Origin of the sequence: Streptomyces sp. NPDC087901 (assembly GCF_044742205.1) — a bacterium.
Classification (GTDB): Bacteria; Actinomycetota; Actinomycetes; order Streptomycetales; family Streptomycetaceae; genus Streptomyces.
The window spans coordinates 278,249-294,643 of sequence record NZ_JBIUUC010000009.1 but is presented as its reverse complement, the minus strand read 5'-3'; the positions used below and the strand labels follow the sequence as shown (position 1 = coordinate 294,643).

Sequence of the window (16,395 nt, the reverse complement as noted above, 5' to 3'; positions counted from 1 at the left end):
GCGCCTCAGTTCCGGTGGGCGCGTCCGTCCGCGACGATCCGGCGCAACGTGCGGCCGAGCCGGCGCGCGTACCAGCGCTGGGCCACCGGCACCAGGGGGCCGGCGAGCCGGGCGTACCAACGGGCGGGCCGGCTGAACGCCATCACGGTGAACGAGACCGTACCGTCGTCCGCGAGCTCGGCCACGAAGCACTCCTCGCCGCGTTCGGGGTGGCGGGCGAGCGTTCCGTACGCGAATCCGATGCGCGCGGGGCCGTACTCGGCCCAGACGACCCGGCAGGGCGCGGTGAACCTGAACGGGCCGGCCCCCAGCGCCACCCGAACGGACGCACCGGCCTCGGCGCGCGGAGCCGAGGCCGTGACCCGGGCCCCGGAGACGCGGTGCATGCGGAACTCGGTGATCGCGGCGCCCGCTGCCTCGAAGTCGGCACGACCGTGTCCGATCCGGGTGCGGTGGTGCAGGTGGTGGTAGCCGTCGGGCAGCGGGCCGAGACGGGTGGCGCCCGCCTCCGGATACGTGAGGGTGCTCATGCGGTCCTTCCTCCAGGGGTGGTGGGGTGGCTCAGGCGCTGCCAGGCGAGCACCGAGCAGAGGGCGAAGCCCAGCGCGTTGCCCACGCCGTGCGTGGCGGCCATCCAGGTGAGGGTGGGGTGCGGGAGACCGGTGGCCTCGCCCAGCGCCCAGCTCAGTGCGAGCACCATGGTCGCGGCGAGTACGGCGGCCGAGGCGGCGAGCAGTAGCCGGGTGGCCCGGTCGCGGGCCGAGGGGCGTACGGTGCGCCAGGTCAGGAAGGCGACGGTCCACATTCCCGCTGTCAGGACGACCGCCCCCGCCAGTTCGGCCCAGTCGCCGATGAAGTAGCCGGTCAGGACGAGCAGGGTGCCCAGCGGAACGCTCAGCGCGGCGAACCGGCCCGCCGCGCTGTCGGCGACGCGGCTGACCAGCCCCGAGACCAGAGCGGCCGCGAATCCGGCGAAGTGGAAGTGCGGCACGGTGAGCGCCAGAATTCCGAGGCCGAAGCCGAACAGCGGACGCCCCGAGCGCTCGGCGACCAGCGCGGTTGCGGCGATTGCCGGGGTCACCAGCGCGGTGCACAGTGCAACCTCGGCGGGTGCCGTTCGCCATGACAGCAGCGGCCGCGGGCACCGGACGATACGGGCCGCGGCGTGCAGGGCGAGGAGGGCGGCGCCGAGTCCGTAGCCGAGGGCCAGGACGGTGGCGGCCGGTCCGCGCGGCAGCCAGAGGGCGACGGCCCCCGGCACGGCGAAGACCGGCCACAGCCGCCGCATCCGTTCCAGCTCCGGTACGTCCGCCAGCCGTAGTCCCGCGGGCACGATCACCAACATGCCCAGCATCACGATCAGCCCCACCAGGACCGACATGGCTCCGCCTTCCCCCGCACTTGAACGTGTTCAACTGCTCACGGTGCTGACTCTAGGGCTTTTCTTGAACGCGTTCAAGGTGGTGGTCGCACGTCTCCCCGAGCCCGTGTGCACGCCATGTGACTCCGGCTTGCGGGGGAGGGGGAACTACGGCAGACATGAGGGAACCACCCGGGACCGGTGACCAGGCAGGAGACCCCTTCGTGCACGCACCGATACGCATGCGCCGCGCCGTGCTCGCCGCGCTGTCCGCCGGCATCCTTGTCACGGCGGGCTGCGCCCGGGAGGCAGGGGACGGCGGACACGGCACCGAAGGAACGGCCGACGCCGAGGAGGTCCTCCTCCAGCCGGCTGCCGCGCAGGGCCCCGACCCCTTCACCAGGTCCACGGTGGAACCGGCCGGCGCCGCGCCGGCCGCACCTCCCACGGGCCCGCCGCGGACGTCCGCGCCCGGCGACGCGGCCCCGCACAACCTTCCCGGATCGACCCCCGGCCTCTACGGGGGCACCCGCTCCGTCGCCTCCTGCGACGTCGGGCAGCAGATCCGCCTCCTCGCGGCCGACCCGTCCAGGGAAGAGGCTTTCGCGCAGGCTGCGGGCGTGCCCCGGGCCGGTGTCCCGGACTTCCTGCGCGGCCTGACGCCCGTGGTCCTGCGCGCCGACACCCGGGTGGGCAACCACGGCTTCCGTGCGGGCTCCGCCACCACCTTCCAGTCCGTGCTCCAGGCCGGCACCGCCGTGATGGTGGACGGCCGGGGGCTCCCGCGCGTGCGCTGTGCCTGCGGCAATCCGCTGAGCCGGCCCGCCGGTGCGGGGAGCGCGGAGGGTGGGCGCGGCGAGGAGTGGGCGGGCTACGACCCGGCGCGGATCGTCACCGTCGCACCCGCCGCGAAGACGGTCACGGACCTGGTCGTCGTCGATGCGGACCACAACAGCTGGATGGAGCGGCCGGTCGGTGACGAGGGCGCCCGGGACCACGCCCCCGAGGTGCCGCCGCCCTATGCTCCCGGCACCGACATCACCGGGCCGCTGCCCGACGCGCCTCCGGCGAAGCCGAAGGTGCCGGAGAAGCCGGAGAAGTCCGCGACGCCGACCCCGTCACGCTCCACCCGCGCGCCCGGGGACTGCCCGACGCCCGTCGCCCCGTCGCCGCCCGGCGAGGCGGTCGCGGCGACGGAGGGGCCGGCCGGGCCGGTGCCGACGAACTGCCCGCCGACCGCCGTCCCGTCCGACGGCTCCACCGAGGAGTACCCGGAGCTCCCGACGGACGAGCCGACCGGTACCCCCGTCGACCCGGACGATCCGCCGCAGGACCTGGTGCCGCTCATGACCGAGGAGCCGCAGACCTCCATCCGGCTGCCGTGGCAGGACGACACGGACGCGTCCGTCGACGGCTGAGCGGCCGCGCCTCCCCCGGGCGACAGGTTCTCTGTGCCACGGAAGAGCGGGACTGAGCCGCCCCTCTGCACCGGCCGAGCCCCGCCTCTGCACCAGGCAGGGGCCCCGCGGTCCGTCCCCTCACTCCTCGGTGGGCAGCCAGTTGCCGTGCAGTCCCAACGGAACCCGTACCGGGATCCGCACGCGGGCGACCGGGCCGGAGCCGGGGTCATCGGCGGGGATCACGAGCAGCCAGCTGGTGTTGTCGGTGCGGTCGGTGGCGTACGTCATCCAGTGGCCGCCCCCGCCGCCCCCGCCGGGCTCGGTGCCCGGCGAGGGCGCGAAGACCGGTTCGCCGACGGACAGATCCCCGGCCTGCCACACCACGCTCGTCCCCGACGAGTCCCTGCCGTCGTACCAGCGCAGCGCGTCGAACTCGCCCGGGAGCAGATCCGGGTTCCCGGAGTCCGCTGCCACGGCCAACTGGTGGTGAGGTCGGCCGATCAGGCGGTCGTCCGTGCGGGGGAGTTCCATCCTGGCGTCGTCCAGCACGGTCCGGTGCATCGTGCCGGCCACGGGGTCGATGACCGCGCGGACCAGACCGGCGGTGTTGGGCTTCTGTGAACCGTCAGGCGCGCCCAAGGAGAGGCGGGTCCACTGCACGTAGTCCAGTACGACATCGCCGCCGCCGGCCTCGGTGTCGTACGCGTTGACCGTGTGCCACAGCCAGAAGGCCTCGTCGGACGCCCACCGCACCGGGCCGCCGTCACGGGGGACCAGGGCCACCCGGGTGCCGCGCTCGGGCCGCCAGTCGATCATGGATCCACCGTTCATCGCCGCGGCGATGTCGAAGAACACCGGTGCCAGCACGATCACCAGGAAACGTGCGGTCAGCCCCATGTCGTGGATCATCATCGGTTCGTCGAGCCCGTCGACGGTGGTGGGGCCGCGGGTCACCTCGCCGGTGGGACCGATGGCCGACCAGGTGAGGTAGGGCGGTTCCAGGCCGTAGCAGAAGACCATCATCTCGCCGGTGACCGGATCGATCTTCGGGTGCGCGGTGCTGCCGGCCGGCAGCGCCCCGCCGAACGTCTCCTTGCCGGCCGTCTCCAGCTCCGGCGTCATCAGGAACGGGCAGTCGGATTCGGCGAGGGCCAGCAGGCGTCCCGCGTGGCGCACCACGTTGATGTCCGGCAGATCCCGGAAGGTGCCGGCCAGCTCCGGTTCCACATCGGGGACCTGAGGCATGATCATGGATTCGATACCGCCCCACAGGGCCCGGCCCGCGCGTTCCTCGGCGACCACGGCCGGTGTCCGTACGAAGCGGTTGCGGTACCGGGCCCGGCCGCCGGACAGCCACACCCCGTGCAGCATGCCGTCCCCGTCGATCGGGTAGAGGAACGAACCGATCGGGCTGAAACGGGGGTTGGGGCCGTTGCGCAGGAACAGCCCGTCCAGTTCGTCCGGCAGTTCGCCCAGCACCTGGAGTCCGGTCTCGTCGACCTCCTCGGTCACCGGGGCGAACCGGCCGGACAGGTGGACGACGCGGGTCGGGTCGAAGCTCTGCGAGGCGTTCGCGGCCATGGCGGCCTCCCTTGCCGGGGCGTGCGCGCACCAGGGTGCGTGCCGTGCTGACTTTTCATTCAATCCCCGGCCCGGACCCGCTGCAACGCGGTCCGGGCCGGGCGGGGATGCGGCGGGCGGGTCCCGGCGCCACCATGGAACGTGCGGCAGGGTGCCGTGCCGGGCCACACCCGGAGGTGTCCGTGACCCAAGCCAAGTCCGGACGGCGGACCGGGAATCTGTTCTTCGCGTTCGCCCCGTGGATCATCTTCGACGTCATCGCGGGTCCCAGTACCTGGGAGTACGCCGCGCTGGCCGGCCTCGTCGCCGCCGTGGTGCTCAACCTGCCCGATCTGCGCAGGGGTTCCTACAAGGTGCTGGAGATCGCCGGTATCGCGTTCTTCGCGGTCCTCAGCGTCCTGGCGCTCTTCCTGGACCGGCAGGATCTGGACTGGCTGGAGCGGTACGCCCAGGTCCTCTCCAGCGGGGTGATCGCGTTGGTGGCCCTCGGATCACTGGCCTTCGTCCCGTTCACGGAGCAGTACGCGCGGGAGACCACACCCCGCGAGGTCTGGGGTACGCCCGTCTTCCGTCACGTCAACCGGGTGCTGACGCTGGTCTGGGGAGGGGTCTTCGTCGCCATCGCGCTGCTGGGCCTGCTCGCGGTTCACACCTCGTCCGGCTCCGACTGGTACAGCTGGGTCATCCCCGTGGTCCTGCTGGTCCTGGCGGTCCGCTTCACGGAGCGCTACCCGGACCAGGTGCGCGAACGGTCCCTGAGGGCGCGCGGCGCCCCGTGAGTGTTGCCTCGCGAGCGTGCCGAAGCCGCTGCTTTTGGTCCAGACCTATTGACGGAAGGTCTGGACCACTTTACGTTGGGCGCGTCCGTGGCCCTGGCCTCGATTGTCAGGGACATGCCAATCGGGAGAGGTGTCGCCGTGTTCGGTCGCACATCACGTCTGCTGGGGGCCGGCCTCGCGGCGGCATGCATCGTGCCGATGCTGGTCGCCGCCACGCCGAGTTCCGCGCAGGAGGACACCTGCGCGGTCAAGTCGAAGCCGTCGGGCAAGGTGCTCCAGGGGTACTGGGAGAACTGGGACGGCGCGTCCAACGGCGTGCACCCGCCCCTGGGGTGGATCCCGGTCACCGACAGCCGTATCCCGCAGCACGGCTACAACGTGATCAACGCGGCCTTCCCGGTGATCCTCTCGGACGGCACCGTCCTGTGGGAGGACGGGATGGACTCGACCGTGAAGGTCCCGACCCCGGCCGAGATGTGCCAGGCGAAGGCGTCCGGGCTCACCACCCTGATGTCCATCGGCGGTGCGGCCGCCGGCATCGACCTCAGCTCCAGCGCCGTCGCCGACCGTTTCGTCGAGACGGTGGTGCCGATCCTGAAGGAGTACAACTTCGACGGTATCGACATCGACATCGAGACCGGCCTGACGGGCAGCGGCAACATCAATCAGCTGTCCGCCTCGCAGGCCAACCTGATCCGCATCATCGACGGCGTGCTCGCGCAGATGCCGTCCAACTTCGGGCTGACCATGGCGCCGGAAACCGCCTACGTCACGGGCGGCAGCATCACGTACGGATCGATCTGGGGCGCGTACCTGCCCATCGTGAAGAAGTACGCGGACAACGGCCGGCTCTGGTGGCTGAACATGCAGTACTACAACGGCAGCATGTACGGCTGCGCGGGCGACTCGTACTCCGCCGGCACCGTCGAGGGCTTCACGGCGCAGACGGACTGTCTCGACAAGGGGCTCGTCATCCAGGGCACCACCATCAAGGTGCCCTACGACAAGCAGGTGCCGGGTCTGCCCGCCCAGCCGGGTGCGGGCGGAGGCCACATGGCGCCCAGCCTCGTCTCGCAGGCCTGGAACCACTACGGCGGCAGCCTCAAGGGCCTGATGACCTGGTCCCTGAACTGGGACGGCTCCAAGGGCTGGACCTTCGGCGACAACGTGAAGGCGCTGCAGGGCCGCTGACATCCCGCGACGGCGAAGGCCCCGGAACACCCCTGAGCGGGGTCTTCCGGGGCCTTCGCCGTCATGTCAGTTGCCGGGCTCCGAGGCGTCCAGCATCGCGCCGCGCTCCACGACCTTCACCCGCTCGCGGCCCTGCGCCTCGCCCAGGGCGCGCTCGTGCGCGTCCAGGCGGTACCAGCCCTCACGGGTGGTGTAGCGGACGCCGCGGGACTCCAGGAACTCGGTCACGGCCGCCGGCTCGGGCTGTGCCGGGGCGGGCAGCCGGCCGGTGGTGTGGTCCTCCAGCAGGCAGGCGACCGTCTCGTTGGCGTCGCCCTTGGTGTGGCCGATCAGGCCGATCGGGCCCCGCTTGATCCAGCCGGTGACGTACACCGACTCCATCGGCTCACCGCCGGCCAGGACACGTCCGGCGGCGTGCGGAACCGTGCCGGACGCGACGTCGAAGGGGAGCTTGGGCAGCTCCTGCGAGTAGTAGCCGACCGCGCGGTAGACGCTCTGCACGTCCCAGTCGTTGAACCGGCCGGTGCCCTTCACGTTGCCGGTGCCGTCCAGCTCGGTGCGCTCGGTCCGCAGCCCGACGACCTTGCCGTCCTCGCCGAGGATCTCCACGGGGGACTCGAAGAAGTGCAGGAAGAGCTTGTGCGGCCGGTCGCCGACGTCGCGGATCGCCCAGTTCTCCAGGGTGGAGGCGACCATGTTGGCCTGCTTGTTCCCGCGCCGGGTCTCGATCGAGCCCGCGTCGTAGTCGATGTCCTCGGGGTTGACGATGACCTCGATGTTCGGCGAGTGGTCCAGCTCCCGCAGCTCCATCGGGCTGAACTTGGCCTGGGCGGGGCCACGCCGTCCGAAAACGTGCACCTCCAGCGCCTTGTTGGCCTTGAGGCCGTCGTGGACGTTGGCGGGGATCTCCGTCGGCAGCAGCTCGTCGGCGGTCTTGGCGAGGATGCGGGCGACGTCCAGGGCCACGTTGCCGACGCCCAGCACGGCGACCTTCTCGGCTTCCAGCGGCCAGGTGCGCGCCACGTCCGGGTGACCGTCGTACCAGGAGACGAAGTCGGCGGCACCGTGCGAGCCGTCCAGGTCGCCGCCGGGTATGTCGAGGGCGCGGTCGGCGTCGGCGCCGGTGGAGAAGATCACGGCGTCGTAGAACGTGCGGAGCTCGTCCAGGCCGATGTCGTTGGGGTAGTCGACGTTCCCGAAGAGCCTCAGCTGCGGCTTGTCCAGGACCTGGTGCAGTGCCTGCACGATGCCCTTGATCCGCGGGTGGTCCGGAGCCACGCCGTAGCGGATCAGGCCGAAGGGGGCGGGCATCCTCTCGAACAGGTCGATGGAGACACCCGGGTCGGCGGCGGCGTCGGATTTAAGCAGCGCGTCCGCTGCGTAGATGCCGGCGGGGCCGGCTCCGACGATGGCGACGCGGACGGGGCGTGTCATGGAGGGCTGTTCCTTAGGACGGGTGAGCAGGGGCAGGGCGGGCCGTGGTAAGGCTTGGCTTACTCCGCCCCGACGCACACGTTAGCCGCTGGTCCTGCCCGGTTTCGGAGGGGGGCGGTGTTCTGCGGCGATATCCGGCACCCCGCACCTTTGCCGGCCCTCGAAATCCCGCGGAATCTCTGGGAAAACGCTTCCGTCGAGTGACTCGAAAATGTGTTTCATCGCACGTTCACCTGGTGGACGGCTCGCTCGAAGAATCGGACAAATGATGGCAGAGTTGCACACATGGATGATCGGGTAGCGGGTGCCCTGTCACTCCCGGACGACTGGCCCGCCCACCCGGACCTCAGTCTCGCCCTGAACCGTATGGGCAGCTTCGACTGGGATCTCGACAGTGGCCTCATGCACATGGACCAGGCGGCCCTCGACGTGTTCGACCTGAGGGCCGACGAGTACGACAACAAGCCGGCGACGCTCGGGATCAGGGTGCCGCCGGACGAGGGCGTGCGGCTCGACGCCATGGTCACCGAGGCGCTCAAATCCGGCCTGACCAACTACGGGGCCTACTTCCGCACGATGCGGCGCGACGGCACCCTGCAGTGGACGCACACCCAGGGCTTCGTCCGCCGCGACGCCAACGGCCGGCCGCATCGCATCATCGGCATCGTCCGGGACGCCACCCAGGAGCTGGCCGACTCCACCGCCCGTCGCGACCTGGACGCGGAGCGGCGGCGGCGCACCAGCCTGGTGGAGGCCACCACGGCCGCGCTGGCCCACGCCCGTACCGTCAAGGACGTCATCGACGTGCTCAAGAACTCCCAGGGGCTGGCCCACCTGGGAGCGACCAGTCTGGTCATGGGGCTGATCGAGGCCGGGCGCATCCATCTGGTGGCCGACGGGCCCGAGGGCGCCTTCGTGCCGGGTACCCGGTACACGCGGACGGACGAGCAGTACCCGATGAGCGAGGTGGTCCGCACGCTCGGCCCTCGTTTCATCGAGTCCGCCGAGGACTTCGCCGATTCCTACCCGGTCCTGTGGCCCCACATCAGCCATCTCGGCATCACCTCCGCCGCCTATCTGCCGCTGATCGCCCAGGCTCGCCCGATCGGCGCACTGGGGCTGCTCTACAGCGACAAGAACGGATTCACCGGCGACGAACGCAATCTGCTGGTCGCCCTGGGCAGCTCCATCGCCCAGAGTCTCCAGCGCGCCATGCTGTACGAACAGGAGCACGACCTCGCCGAGGGGCTCCAGCAGGCGATGCTGCCGCGCCGCGTTCCCGAGGTGCCCGGGGCGCAGATCGCCGTGCGCTACCGCTCGGCGAGGCTCGGCCGGGACATCGGCGGCGACTGGTACGACGTCATCCCGCTGCCCGGTGGCAGGGTCGGCACCGTCATCGGGGACGTACAGGGCCACGACACGCACGCCGCCGCTGTCATGGGGCAGCTGCGTATCGTGCTGCGCGCCTATGCGGCCGAGGGGCACAGCCCCGCGACTGTCATGGCGCGGGCCTCGGTCTTCCTGCACGAGCTGGACACCGACCGCTTCGCCACCTGCACCTACGCCGAGGCCGACCTGACCACGGGTGTGGTGCAGGTGGTCCGGGCCGGTCATGTGGACCCGCTCGTGCGGGATGCCGACGGGAGCTGCCACAAGGTGCTCGTCGAGGGCGGGCTGCCGCTGGGGCTCTCCGCGGAGTTCGGGCGGCTGGAGTATCCGGTCAGTACGGTCGAGCTGGACCCCGGGCAGACCATGGTCCTGTTCACCGACGGCCTGGTGGAGCTGCCCGGAGCCGACCTCGACGAGGGTATGCAACTGCTCACCGCCATGATCAGGAACGGCCCTCAGGACCTCCAGCGGCTCGCGGACCGGCTCTGCGAATCGGTCGACGAACGCGGCGGCGAGGACGATGTGGCGGTGCTGCTGCTGCGCCGCAAGGCCGCCCACGCCCCGCAGCCCGGCGGCCGGCTCCAGCAGCACGTGGGGCAGAACGACCCGGAGGCGCTCAGCTCGGCGCGGCACATGATCCGTGCGGCGGTGCGGGCCTGGGGTGCCAAGGAGCGGGCCGACGAGGTGGAGCTGGCCGCGGACGAGCTGACGACCAACGCCCTGATGCACACCGACGGCGGCGCGATCGTCACCATCCGGGTGCTCACCGGGCCCGAGCGCCGCCTGCGCGTCGACGTCGAGGACCGGTCCAGCGCGCTGCCGCGCCGCAGGGACGCGGGCGAGTCGGGCGTCTCGGGCCGCGGGCTGATGCTCGTCGACCGGCTGGCGGACGCCTGGGGCGTCGAATCGCGGGGCACCGGCAAGTGCGTCTGGTGCGAATTCGTCATCCCGCCACGCGACTGATCCGTTGACGGGTGCTGCCGTTCAGGGGGACTGAAACATTACTGAAAAGTAACTGAAAGTAACATGTCTGTACTTGACCGTAACCGATCGCGAGGGATTGACTGCGACTTCGTCAGTCTTCGTCTTCCATGACATTTCGCCTTCCATGACATGAGGACCCGTTGGGCATTGAGCTACTGGCACCTCTCGATCTGGCCTTCTGGCACCTCGAGTCCGATGCGCATCCCATGCACCTCGGTGCGCTCGCCGTCTTCTCGCCGGGGGACCGCCGGACCCCCGCCCCCGACGACCTTCTCGAACTGCTCGGCACCCGGGCCGCCGCCATCCCCCGGCTGCGGATGCGGGTGCGTGACGTGCTGCTCCCCGTCGGGGGTGCGGCCTGGTCGGTGGACAAGGACTTCGACGTCCACCGGCACGTCAAGCGGGTGCGCCTGCCCGAGGCGGAGACCGCCGGCGCGGGCGAGGCCGGATTCATGGCGGCCGCCACCCGGCTCGCGGGTGAGCTGATGGAGCAGCCGCTGCGCAGAGGACTGCCGCCCTGGCAGATGTACGTCATCGGCGGCGCCCCGGACGGCCCCTTCGCCGTACTCGTCAAGCTCCACCACGCGCTCGCCGACGGGATGCGTGCGGTTGCCATCGGTGCCGGGATCTTCGACGAGATCGCCTCGGTCGCGGGCCGGGCCCGGCCGGGCCCGCCGGCCGTCCGGGTCCGCCCCGTGCCGCCCCGCTCCTGGATGCCCGGACCCCGCCAGGTCGCCGGTCTCGCCCTCGGGCGGATCGAGGACCTCGGCCGGGCCTTCGGCGTCGGAGCCTCGCTGGTACGCGCCAGCCGCCTCGATCTGCGCGGCGCCCCGGCCCTCAGCGCCAGCTCCTCCGGCACCCGGCGCCTCGCCACGGCCGATCTCGACCTCGAATCCGTGCAGCGGATCCGCCGGGCGGCAGGCGGCACGAGCAACGACGTACTGCTCGCGGTCGTGGCGGGCGCGCTGCGCCGCTGGATGCTGGAGCGCGGCGAACCGCTGCCCGGCGCCGATCCGCGCGCCCTGGTTCCCGTCTCCCGGCGCCGCCCCGGCGGAGCGGCCACCGGCAACCGGCTCTCCGCCTATCTGCTGGGCCTCCCCGTGTCCGAACCCGACCCCTGGCAGCGGCTGCGGGCGGTCCGTGGCGCCATGGACCGCAACAAGTCCGCCGGGCCGCTGCGCGGAGCCGGGGCGGTCGCCGTGCTCGCCGACCAGCTGCCGTCGTTGGCCCACCGCTTCGGTGCGCCACTCGCCGGGAACGCCGCCCGGATGCTCTTCGACGTGCTGGTCACCAGCGTGCCGCTGCCGCGCTCGGCCCTCTCGCTCGGCGGCTGCCCGCTGCGCGCGCTCTACCCGATGGCGCCGCTGGCCCGCGGTCAGTCCCTGGCCGTCGCGCTGACCACATACGGCTCCACGGTGCAGATCGGGCTGGTGGCGGACGGCAAAGCGCTGCCCGATCTGGAACGGCTGGGGCGCTGCGCCGAGGACGAGGTGGCCGAACTGCTGGCCCTGCTGCCTGCGCACGCGACCTCATAGATCGGACTGATCGCGGAGCAATCGCCGCGGTTGATGTCCCCCGAGGTGTTGACGCACCCAAGTGATCCGATGAATATTCACTGTATGCAGGAAGTGATCTTCGGGGAGGGCGGCGGATACATGCGGCGCAACAGGCTGGGAAACAGCGCGGTCGAGGTCACCGAGGTGTCCTTCGGGGCGGCTGCCATCGGCAATCTCTTCAGCGCGGTGGAACCGGCACAGGCCGCGGCCGCCGTCGACGCGGCCTGGGACGAGGGCGTCCGCTACTTCGACACCGCGCCGCACTACGGGCTCGGTCTCTCCGAGCGACGGCTCGGCGAGGCCCTGCGCGCCCGGCCCCGCGACGCATACGTCCTGTCCACCAAGGTGGGCCGCGTGCTCGACCCGCTGCCCGACGGCGGGGCCGCCGCGTCCGAATCGCTCTCCGAGGGCTTCGCCGTCCGCGCCACGCACCGCAGGCGCTGGGACTTCAGCGCCGCCGGTGTCCGCCGCAGCATCGAGGACAGCCTGGAACGCCTCGGGCTCGACCGCATCGACATCGCCTACCTCCACGACCCCGACGACCACGCGGAAGCCGCCTTCGACGAGGCCTACCCGGAACTGGAGAAGCTGCGGGCCGAAGGGGTCATCGGCGCCATCGGCGCCGGGATGAACCAGACCGGGATGCTCACCCGCTTCGTCGTCGAGACCGACGTCGACGTGGTGCTCTGCGCCGGCCGCTACACCCTCCTCGACCAGTCGGCCCTGACCGATCTGCTGCCCGCTGCCGCCGCCCGCGGCCGCAGCGTCGTCGTCGGCGGCGTCTTCAACTCCGGCCTCCTCGCCGACCCGCGCCCCGGCGCCACGTACGACTACGCTGCCGCGCCACTGAACCTCCTCGACCGGGCGCTGCGCCTGAAGGCCGTCACCGAGGGCCACGGCGTGCCCCTGCGCGCAGCCGCCCTGCACTACCCGCTCGCCCACCCGGCCGTCGCCGGTGTACTCGTCGGCACGCGTTCCCCGGACGAGATGCGCGACGCCGCCGCACTGCTCCGCCGGGAGATCCCCGACGCCCTCTGGGACGACCTGCGCGCCGAGGGCCTGCTGACCGAGAACGGACACTGACATGCGTATCGCCCTGCACACCAAGGTCCGTGCGGACCGCATAGCCGAGTACGAGGCCGCGCACCGCGAGGTCCCGGCCGAACTGACCCGCGCGATCCGGGCCGCCGGAGCCACCTCCTGGACGATCTGGCGCAGCGGCACCGACCTGTTCCACGTCATCGAGTGCGACGACTACAGCCGGCTCCTCGCCGAACTTGAACAGCTCCCCGTCAACGTCTCCTGGCAGGCCAGGATGGACGAACTCCTCGACGTCGCACACGACTACTCCTCGGACGGCGCGGAAGCGGGTCTCCCCGTCGCCTGGGAGCTGTGAGATGACCGGCCGGCACCGCATCGTCGACGCCCACCACCATGTGTGGGACCTCTCGGTACGCGATCAGGACTGGATCACCGGCGAGGAACTGGCGCCTCTGCGGCGCGACTTCACCCTCTCCGACCTGGAGCCGGAGGCCCGGGCCAACGGCGTGTGCGCGACCGTGCTCGTCCAGACCGTCACCGTCCCGGAGGAGACCCCCGAGTTTCTCGCGCTCGCCGACAGCAGCGAGCTGGTCGGCGGCGTCGTGGGCTGGGCCGATCTCACCGCTCCTGACATCGCCGACACCCTGGCCGCCCTGCGCGAGCTGCCCGGCGGCGACCGGCTCGTCGGGCTGCGTCACCAGGTGCAGGGCGAACCGGACCCGCGATGGCTGCTGCGCGCGGACGTCCTGCGGGGACTGGCCGCCGTGGCCGACGCCGGACTCGTCTACGACCTGGTGGTCCAGCCCCACCAGCTGACCGCCGCCGTCCGCGCCGCCGAACTGCTGCCCGGGCTCACCTTCGTACTCGACCACGCGGGTAAACCGCCGGTCGCCACCGGAGAACTGCACCCCTGGGCCGACGACGTGCGGGCGCTCGCCGCCCTCCCCAACGCCGTGTGCAAACTCTCCGGCCTGGTCACCGAGGCGGACCCGCACAACTGGACCGTCAAAGACCTGCGCCCGTACGCCGGCACCGTCCTCGACGCCTTCGGGCCCGGCCGGCTGATGTTCGGCTCGGACTGGCCGGTGTGCCGGCTCGCGGCGTCGTACACCGAGGTCGTCGATGCCGCACTCGTGCTCCTCGACACCCTCGCCGAGGACGAGCGGGACGCCGTCCTCGCCACCACGGCCGAGCGCGTGTACGGCCTCCGGTAGGCGCCGGGGCGACGGCTGCGGCAGGCTGGGAACCATGCCCGAACTGCCGGAAGTCGAAGCCCTGCGGGTCTTCCTCGACGACCACCTGGTCGGCAGGGAGATCGACCGCGTCCTGCCGCTCGCCATCAGCGTCCTGAAGACGTACGACCCGCCGCTCACGGCCCTGTACGGCGGTACGGTCACCGGCGTCCGGCGGCACGGCAAGTTCCTCGACATCGCCGTCGGCCCGCTGCACCTGGTCACCCACCTCGCCCGGGCCGGCTGGCTCCACTGGAAGGACAGCTTTCCCGCCACCCCGCCGCGCCCCGGCAAGGGCCCCCTGGCGCTGCGTACCGTCCTCACCGGCGGCGACGGCTTCGACCTGACCGAGGCCGGGACCACCAAACGCCTCGCCGTGCACCTGGTCCACGACCCGGCCGAGATCCCCGGGGTGGCGCGCCTGGGGCCCGACCCGCTGGACCCGTCCTTCGACCGGGACATGTTCGCCGCGCTGCTCGACGGGGAACGGCGCCAGATCAAGGGCGCCCTGCGCGACCAGTCGCTCATCGCCGGCATCGGCAACGCCTACAGTGACGAGATCCTGCACGTCGCGAAGATGTCGCCGTTCAAACTCACCGCACACCTCTCCGACGACGAGATCACCCGGCTCCACACAGCCCTGCGCACCACGCTGGACGACGCCGTCGCCCGCTCCAGCGGACTGGCGGCGGGGCGGCTCAAGGCCGAGAAGAAGAGCGGCATGCGGGTCCACGGACGTACCGGCGAGGCCTGCCCGGTCTGCGGGGACACCATCCGTGAGGTGTCCTTCAGCGACTCCTCGCTCCAGTACTGCCCGACCTGCCAGACGGGCGGCAAGCCCCTGGCGGACCGCCGGCTCTCCAAGCTGCTCAAGTAGCAGGGTCCCCTCCGGCGGATCGCGGCGGGGACGCGGCGTGATTCTCGGCTCGTGAGCCGCAGCCGCCCCGTCGGCGACGTGATCCTCAGCGTGTGAGCCGCAACAGCCGCCGCCCCGCCGCCGTACGCACCTCGAACCGGGCGATGGCCCCGGGCCGCAGGGCCGCGCCGCCGCTCACCTGGAGCGGCCCCTCCCCGGCGCCGGCCGACGACCAGGTGGCGACGGTCTCCTCGTCCCCGTCCCGCCCCACGGCGACCAGGGAGCACACACCGGGATCCGGCACCCCCGCCACCTCCAGGCCGACATCGGCACCCCACTCCCGCGCCCCTGCCGTCACGACAGCCGTCATCCCGGAGCCCCCGTCCGCGCCCGTCCACCGCCCGGCTTCCGGCTCCCCGCCGGGCACCGCGAACGGCACCCCGGCAGTCAGCACCACAGCCGCCACCGTCGCCGCCACCGCCAGCCGCCGGCGCCGCGTCCTGCGCCGCCCGGCCGCCACCGCCCGGGTGGCCCGCAGCACCAGCCCGGGACCGGCCCGCACCACCGGATCGACGCCCGGCGGCGTCAGCCGGGCGTACCGCCGCAGGACGGCCGTCACCCCGCCGAACTCCACCACCCCGCCCGCGCACAGGGGACAGCCCTCCAGATGCTCCTCGAAACGGAAGGCGTCGGCGGCGCCGAGCACGCCCAGGACATAGGCGCCGACATCGCGACGGTGGGGCGGGGTGCACATGCCGTCCCGTACGGAAACAGCCCGTGAATCACTCAGCCCAGCACCCCCGTACTCCGCCGCACACCCCCTAAACTCCGGCCATGCTCCGCGTACTCGCCGTCGACGACGAAGAACCCGCCCTGGAGGAACTGCTGTACCTCCTGCGCGCCGATCCCCGGATCCGCAGCGCCGAGGGAGCCACCGGCGCCACCGAGGCGCTGCGGCGCATCGGCAGCGCCGTCGAGGCCGGTCCCGACGACCCCGCCGCCATCGACGTCGTCTTCCTCGACATCCACATGGCGGGCCTCACCGGACTCGACGTCGCCCAGTTGCTGGCTGGGTTCGCCGCGCCCCCGCTCATCGTCTTCGTCACCGCCCACGAGGGCTTCGCCGTGCACGCCTTCGACCTCAAGGCCGTCGACTACGTCCTCAAACCCGTACGCCGCGAACGCCTCGCCGAAGCGGTGCGCCGTGTCGCCGAACAGGTCGGCGAGCGCTCCGCACCCGCCCACGACACGGCACACGACCAGATCCCCGTCGAACTGGGCGGTGTCATCCGCTTCATCCCGATCGACGACATCGCGTACGCCGAGGCCCAGGGCGACTACGCCCGGCTGCACACCGCCACCGGCAGCCACCTCGTCCGCGTCCCCCTGACCACCCTGGAGGAGCGCTGGCGTACCCGCGGATTCGTCCGTATCCACCGCCGCCACCTCGTGGCGCTCGGCCGGATCGACGAACTGCGCCTGGACGCGGGCAGCATGAGCGTGCGCATCGGCACCGCTTCGCTCGCCGTCAGCCGCCGGCACACCCGCGCGCTGCGCGATCTGCTGATGCGGCAGACCGGCCGCTGACCAGC

At 71.8% G+C, this 16,395-nt stretch carries 15 protein-coding genes; 10 read left to right on the top strand and 5 right to left on the bottom strand.

What is annotated here, in order from left to right; translation table 11 throughout:
* Positions 1–5 precede the first annotated feature (5 nt).
* Complete coding sequence (locus ACIOEW_RS26920; protein WP_362552416.1) at positions 6–530, bottom strand: DUF1990 domain-containing protein; 525 nt, start codon at positions 528–530, stop codon at positions 6–8.
* Positions 527–1,381, bottom strand: a complete 855-nt coding sequence (locus tag ACIOEW_RS26915) for a YndJ family protein (protein ID WP_401966532.1) — start codon at positions 1,379–1,381, stop codon at positions 527–529. The genes ACIOEW_RS26920 and ACIOEW_RS26915 overlap by 4 nt, the downstream gene beginning before the upstream one ends.
* 203 nt (positions 1,382–1,584) lie before the next feature.
* Between ACIOEW_RS26915 and ACIOEW_RS26910 the strand changes: the two genes are divergently transcribed.
* Positions 1,585–2,778 carry a DUF6777 domain-containing protein gene (locus tag ACIOEW_RS26910; RefSeq protein ID WP_401966531.1) on the top strand — a complete coding sequence of 398 codons (1,194 nt, stop codon included), beginning with the start codon at positions 1,585–1,587 and terminating at the stop codon, positions 2,776–2,778.
* 120 nt (positions 2,779–2,898) lie between these two features.
* Here the strand turns inward: ACIOEW_RS26910 and ACIOEW_RS26905 are convergent, their stop codons facing one another.
* The gene (locus tag ACIOEW_RS26905) at positions 2,899–4,341 is read right to left on the bottom strand and encodes a carotenoid oxygenase family protein (RefSeq protein ID WP_401966529.1); all 1,443 of its coding nucleotides are present in this window, start codon (positions 4,339–4,341) and stop codon (positions 2,899–2,901) included.
* A gap of 182 nt (positions 4,342–4,523) precedes the next feature.
* On the opposite strand from ACIOEW_RS26905, the gene ACIOEW_RS26900 reads away from it, so the two are divergent.
* The gene (locus ACIOEW_RS26900; protein WP_401966528.1) at positions 4,524–5,120 is read left to right on the top strand and encodes a hypothetical protein; all 597 of its coding nucleotides are present in this window, start codon (positions 4,524–4,526) and stop codon (positions 5,118–5,120) included.
* A gap of 198 nt (positions 5,121–5,318) precedes the next feature.
* The gene (locus ACIOEW_RS26895; protein WP_362552488.1) at positions 5,319–6,311 is read left to right on the top strand and encodes a chitinase; all 993 of its coding nucleotides are present in this window, start codon (positions 5,319–5,321) and stop codon (positions 6,309–6,311) included.
* 66 nt (positions 6,312–6,377) lie between these two features.
* Here the strand turns inward: ACIOEW_RS26895 and ACIOEW_RS26890 are convergent, their stop codons facing one another.
* Positions 6,378–7,745 (bottom strand): FAD-dependent oxidoreductase, encoded by a 1,368-nt coding sequence (locus ACIOEW_RS26890; RefSeq protein WP_362552401.1) that lies wholly within the window; start codon positions 7,743–7,745, stop codon positions 6,378–6,380.
* A 285-nt stretch (positions 7,746–8,030) separates the two neighbouring features.
* Here ACIOEW_RS26890 and ACIOEW_RS26885 point away from each other — a divergent pair, with 285 nt between their 5' ends.
* The 6 genes from ACIOEW_RS26885 (at position 8,031) to ACIOEW_RS26860 (ending at position 14,824) form a co-directional block, all read left to right on the top strand.
* Complete coding sequence (locus tag ACIOEW_RS26885) at positions 8,031–10,097, top strand: SpoIIE family protein phosphatase (RefSeq protein WP_401966526.1); 2,067 nt, start codon at positions 8,031–8,033, stop codon at positions 10,095–10,097.
* Positions 10,098–10,258: 161 nt separating this feature from the next.
* The gene (locus ACIOEW_RS26880; RefSeq protein ID WP_362552395.1) at positions 10,259–11,653 is read left to right on the top strand and encodes a wax ester/triacylglycerol synthase family O-acyltransferase; all 1,395 of its coding nucleotides are present in this window, start codon (positions 10,259–10,261) and stop codon (positions 11,651–11,653) included.
* Positions 11,654–11,773: 120 nt separating this feature from the next.
* A complete protein-coding gene (locus ACIOEW_RS26875; protein WP_362552485.1) occupies positions 11,774–12,757 on the top strand; it encodes an aldo/keto reductase in 984 nt (327 codons plus the stop codon).
* A gap of 1 nt (position 12,758) precedes the next feature.
* Positions 12,759–13,070 carry an L-rhamnose mutarotase gene (locus ACIOEW_RS26870; protein ID WP_362552393.1) on the top strand — a complete coding sequence of 104 codons (312 nt, stop codon included), beginning with the start codon at positions 12,759–12,761 and terminating at the stop codon, positions 13,068–13,070.
* Between the two features lies 1 nt (position 13,071).
* Positions 13,072–13,929, top strand: coding sequence for an amidohydrolase family protein (locus ACIOEW_RS26865; protein ID WP_362552390.1), 858 nt, complete (start codon positions 13,072–13,074; stop codon positions 13,927–13,929).
* A gap of 34 nt (positions 13,930–13,963) precedes the next feature.
* On the top strand, positions 13,964–14,824 hold the full coding sequence (locus ACIOEW_RS26860; RefSeq protein WP_362552387.1) for a DNA-formamidopyrimidine glycosylase family protein: 861 nt from the start codon (positions 13,964–13,966) through the stop codon (positions 14,822–14,824).
* Positions 14,825–14,909: 85 nt separating this feature from the next.
* On the opposite strand, the gene ACIOEW_RS26855 is transcribed toward ACIOEW_RS26860, so the two are convergent.
* Entirely contained in the window at positions 14,910–15,557 is a 648-nt protein-coding gene (locus ACIOEW_RS26855; protein WP_401966524.1) for a zf-HC2 domain-containing protein, read from the bottom strand.
* Positions 15,558–15,637: 80 nt separating this feature from the next.
* Between ACIOEW_RS26855 and ACIOEW_RS26850 the strand changes: the two genes are divergently transcribed.
* The gene (locus tag ACIOEW_RS26850; RefSeq protein ID WP_401966522.1) at positions 15,638–16,390 is read left to right on the top strand and encodes a LytR/AlgR family response regulator transcription factor; all 753 of its coding nucleotides are present in this window, start codon (positions 15,638–15,640) and stop codon (positions 16,388–16,390) included.
* Positions 16,391–16,395 lie beyond the last annotated feature (5 nt).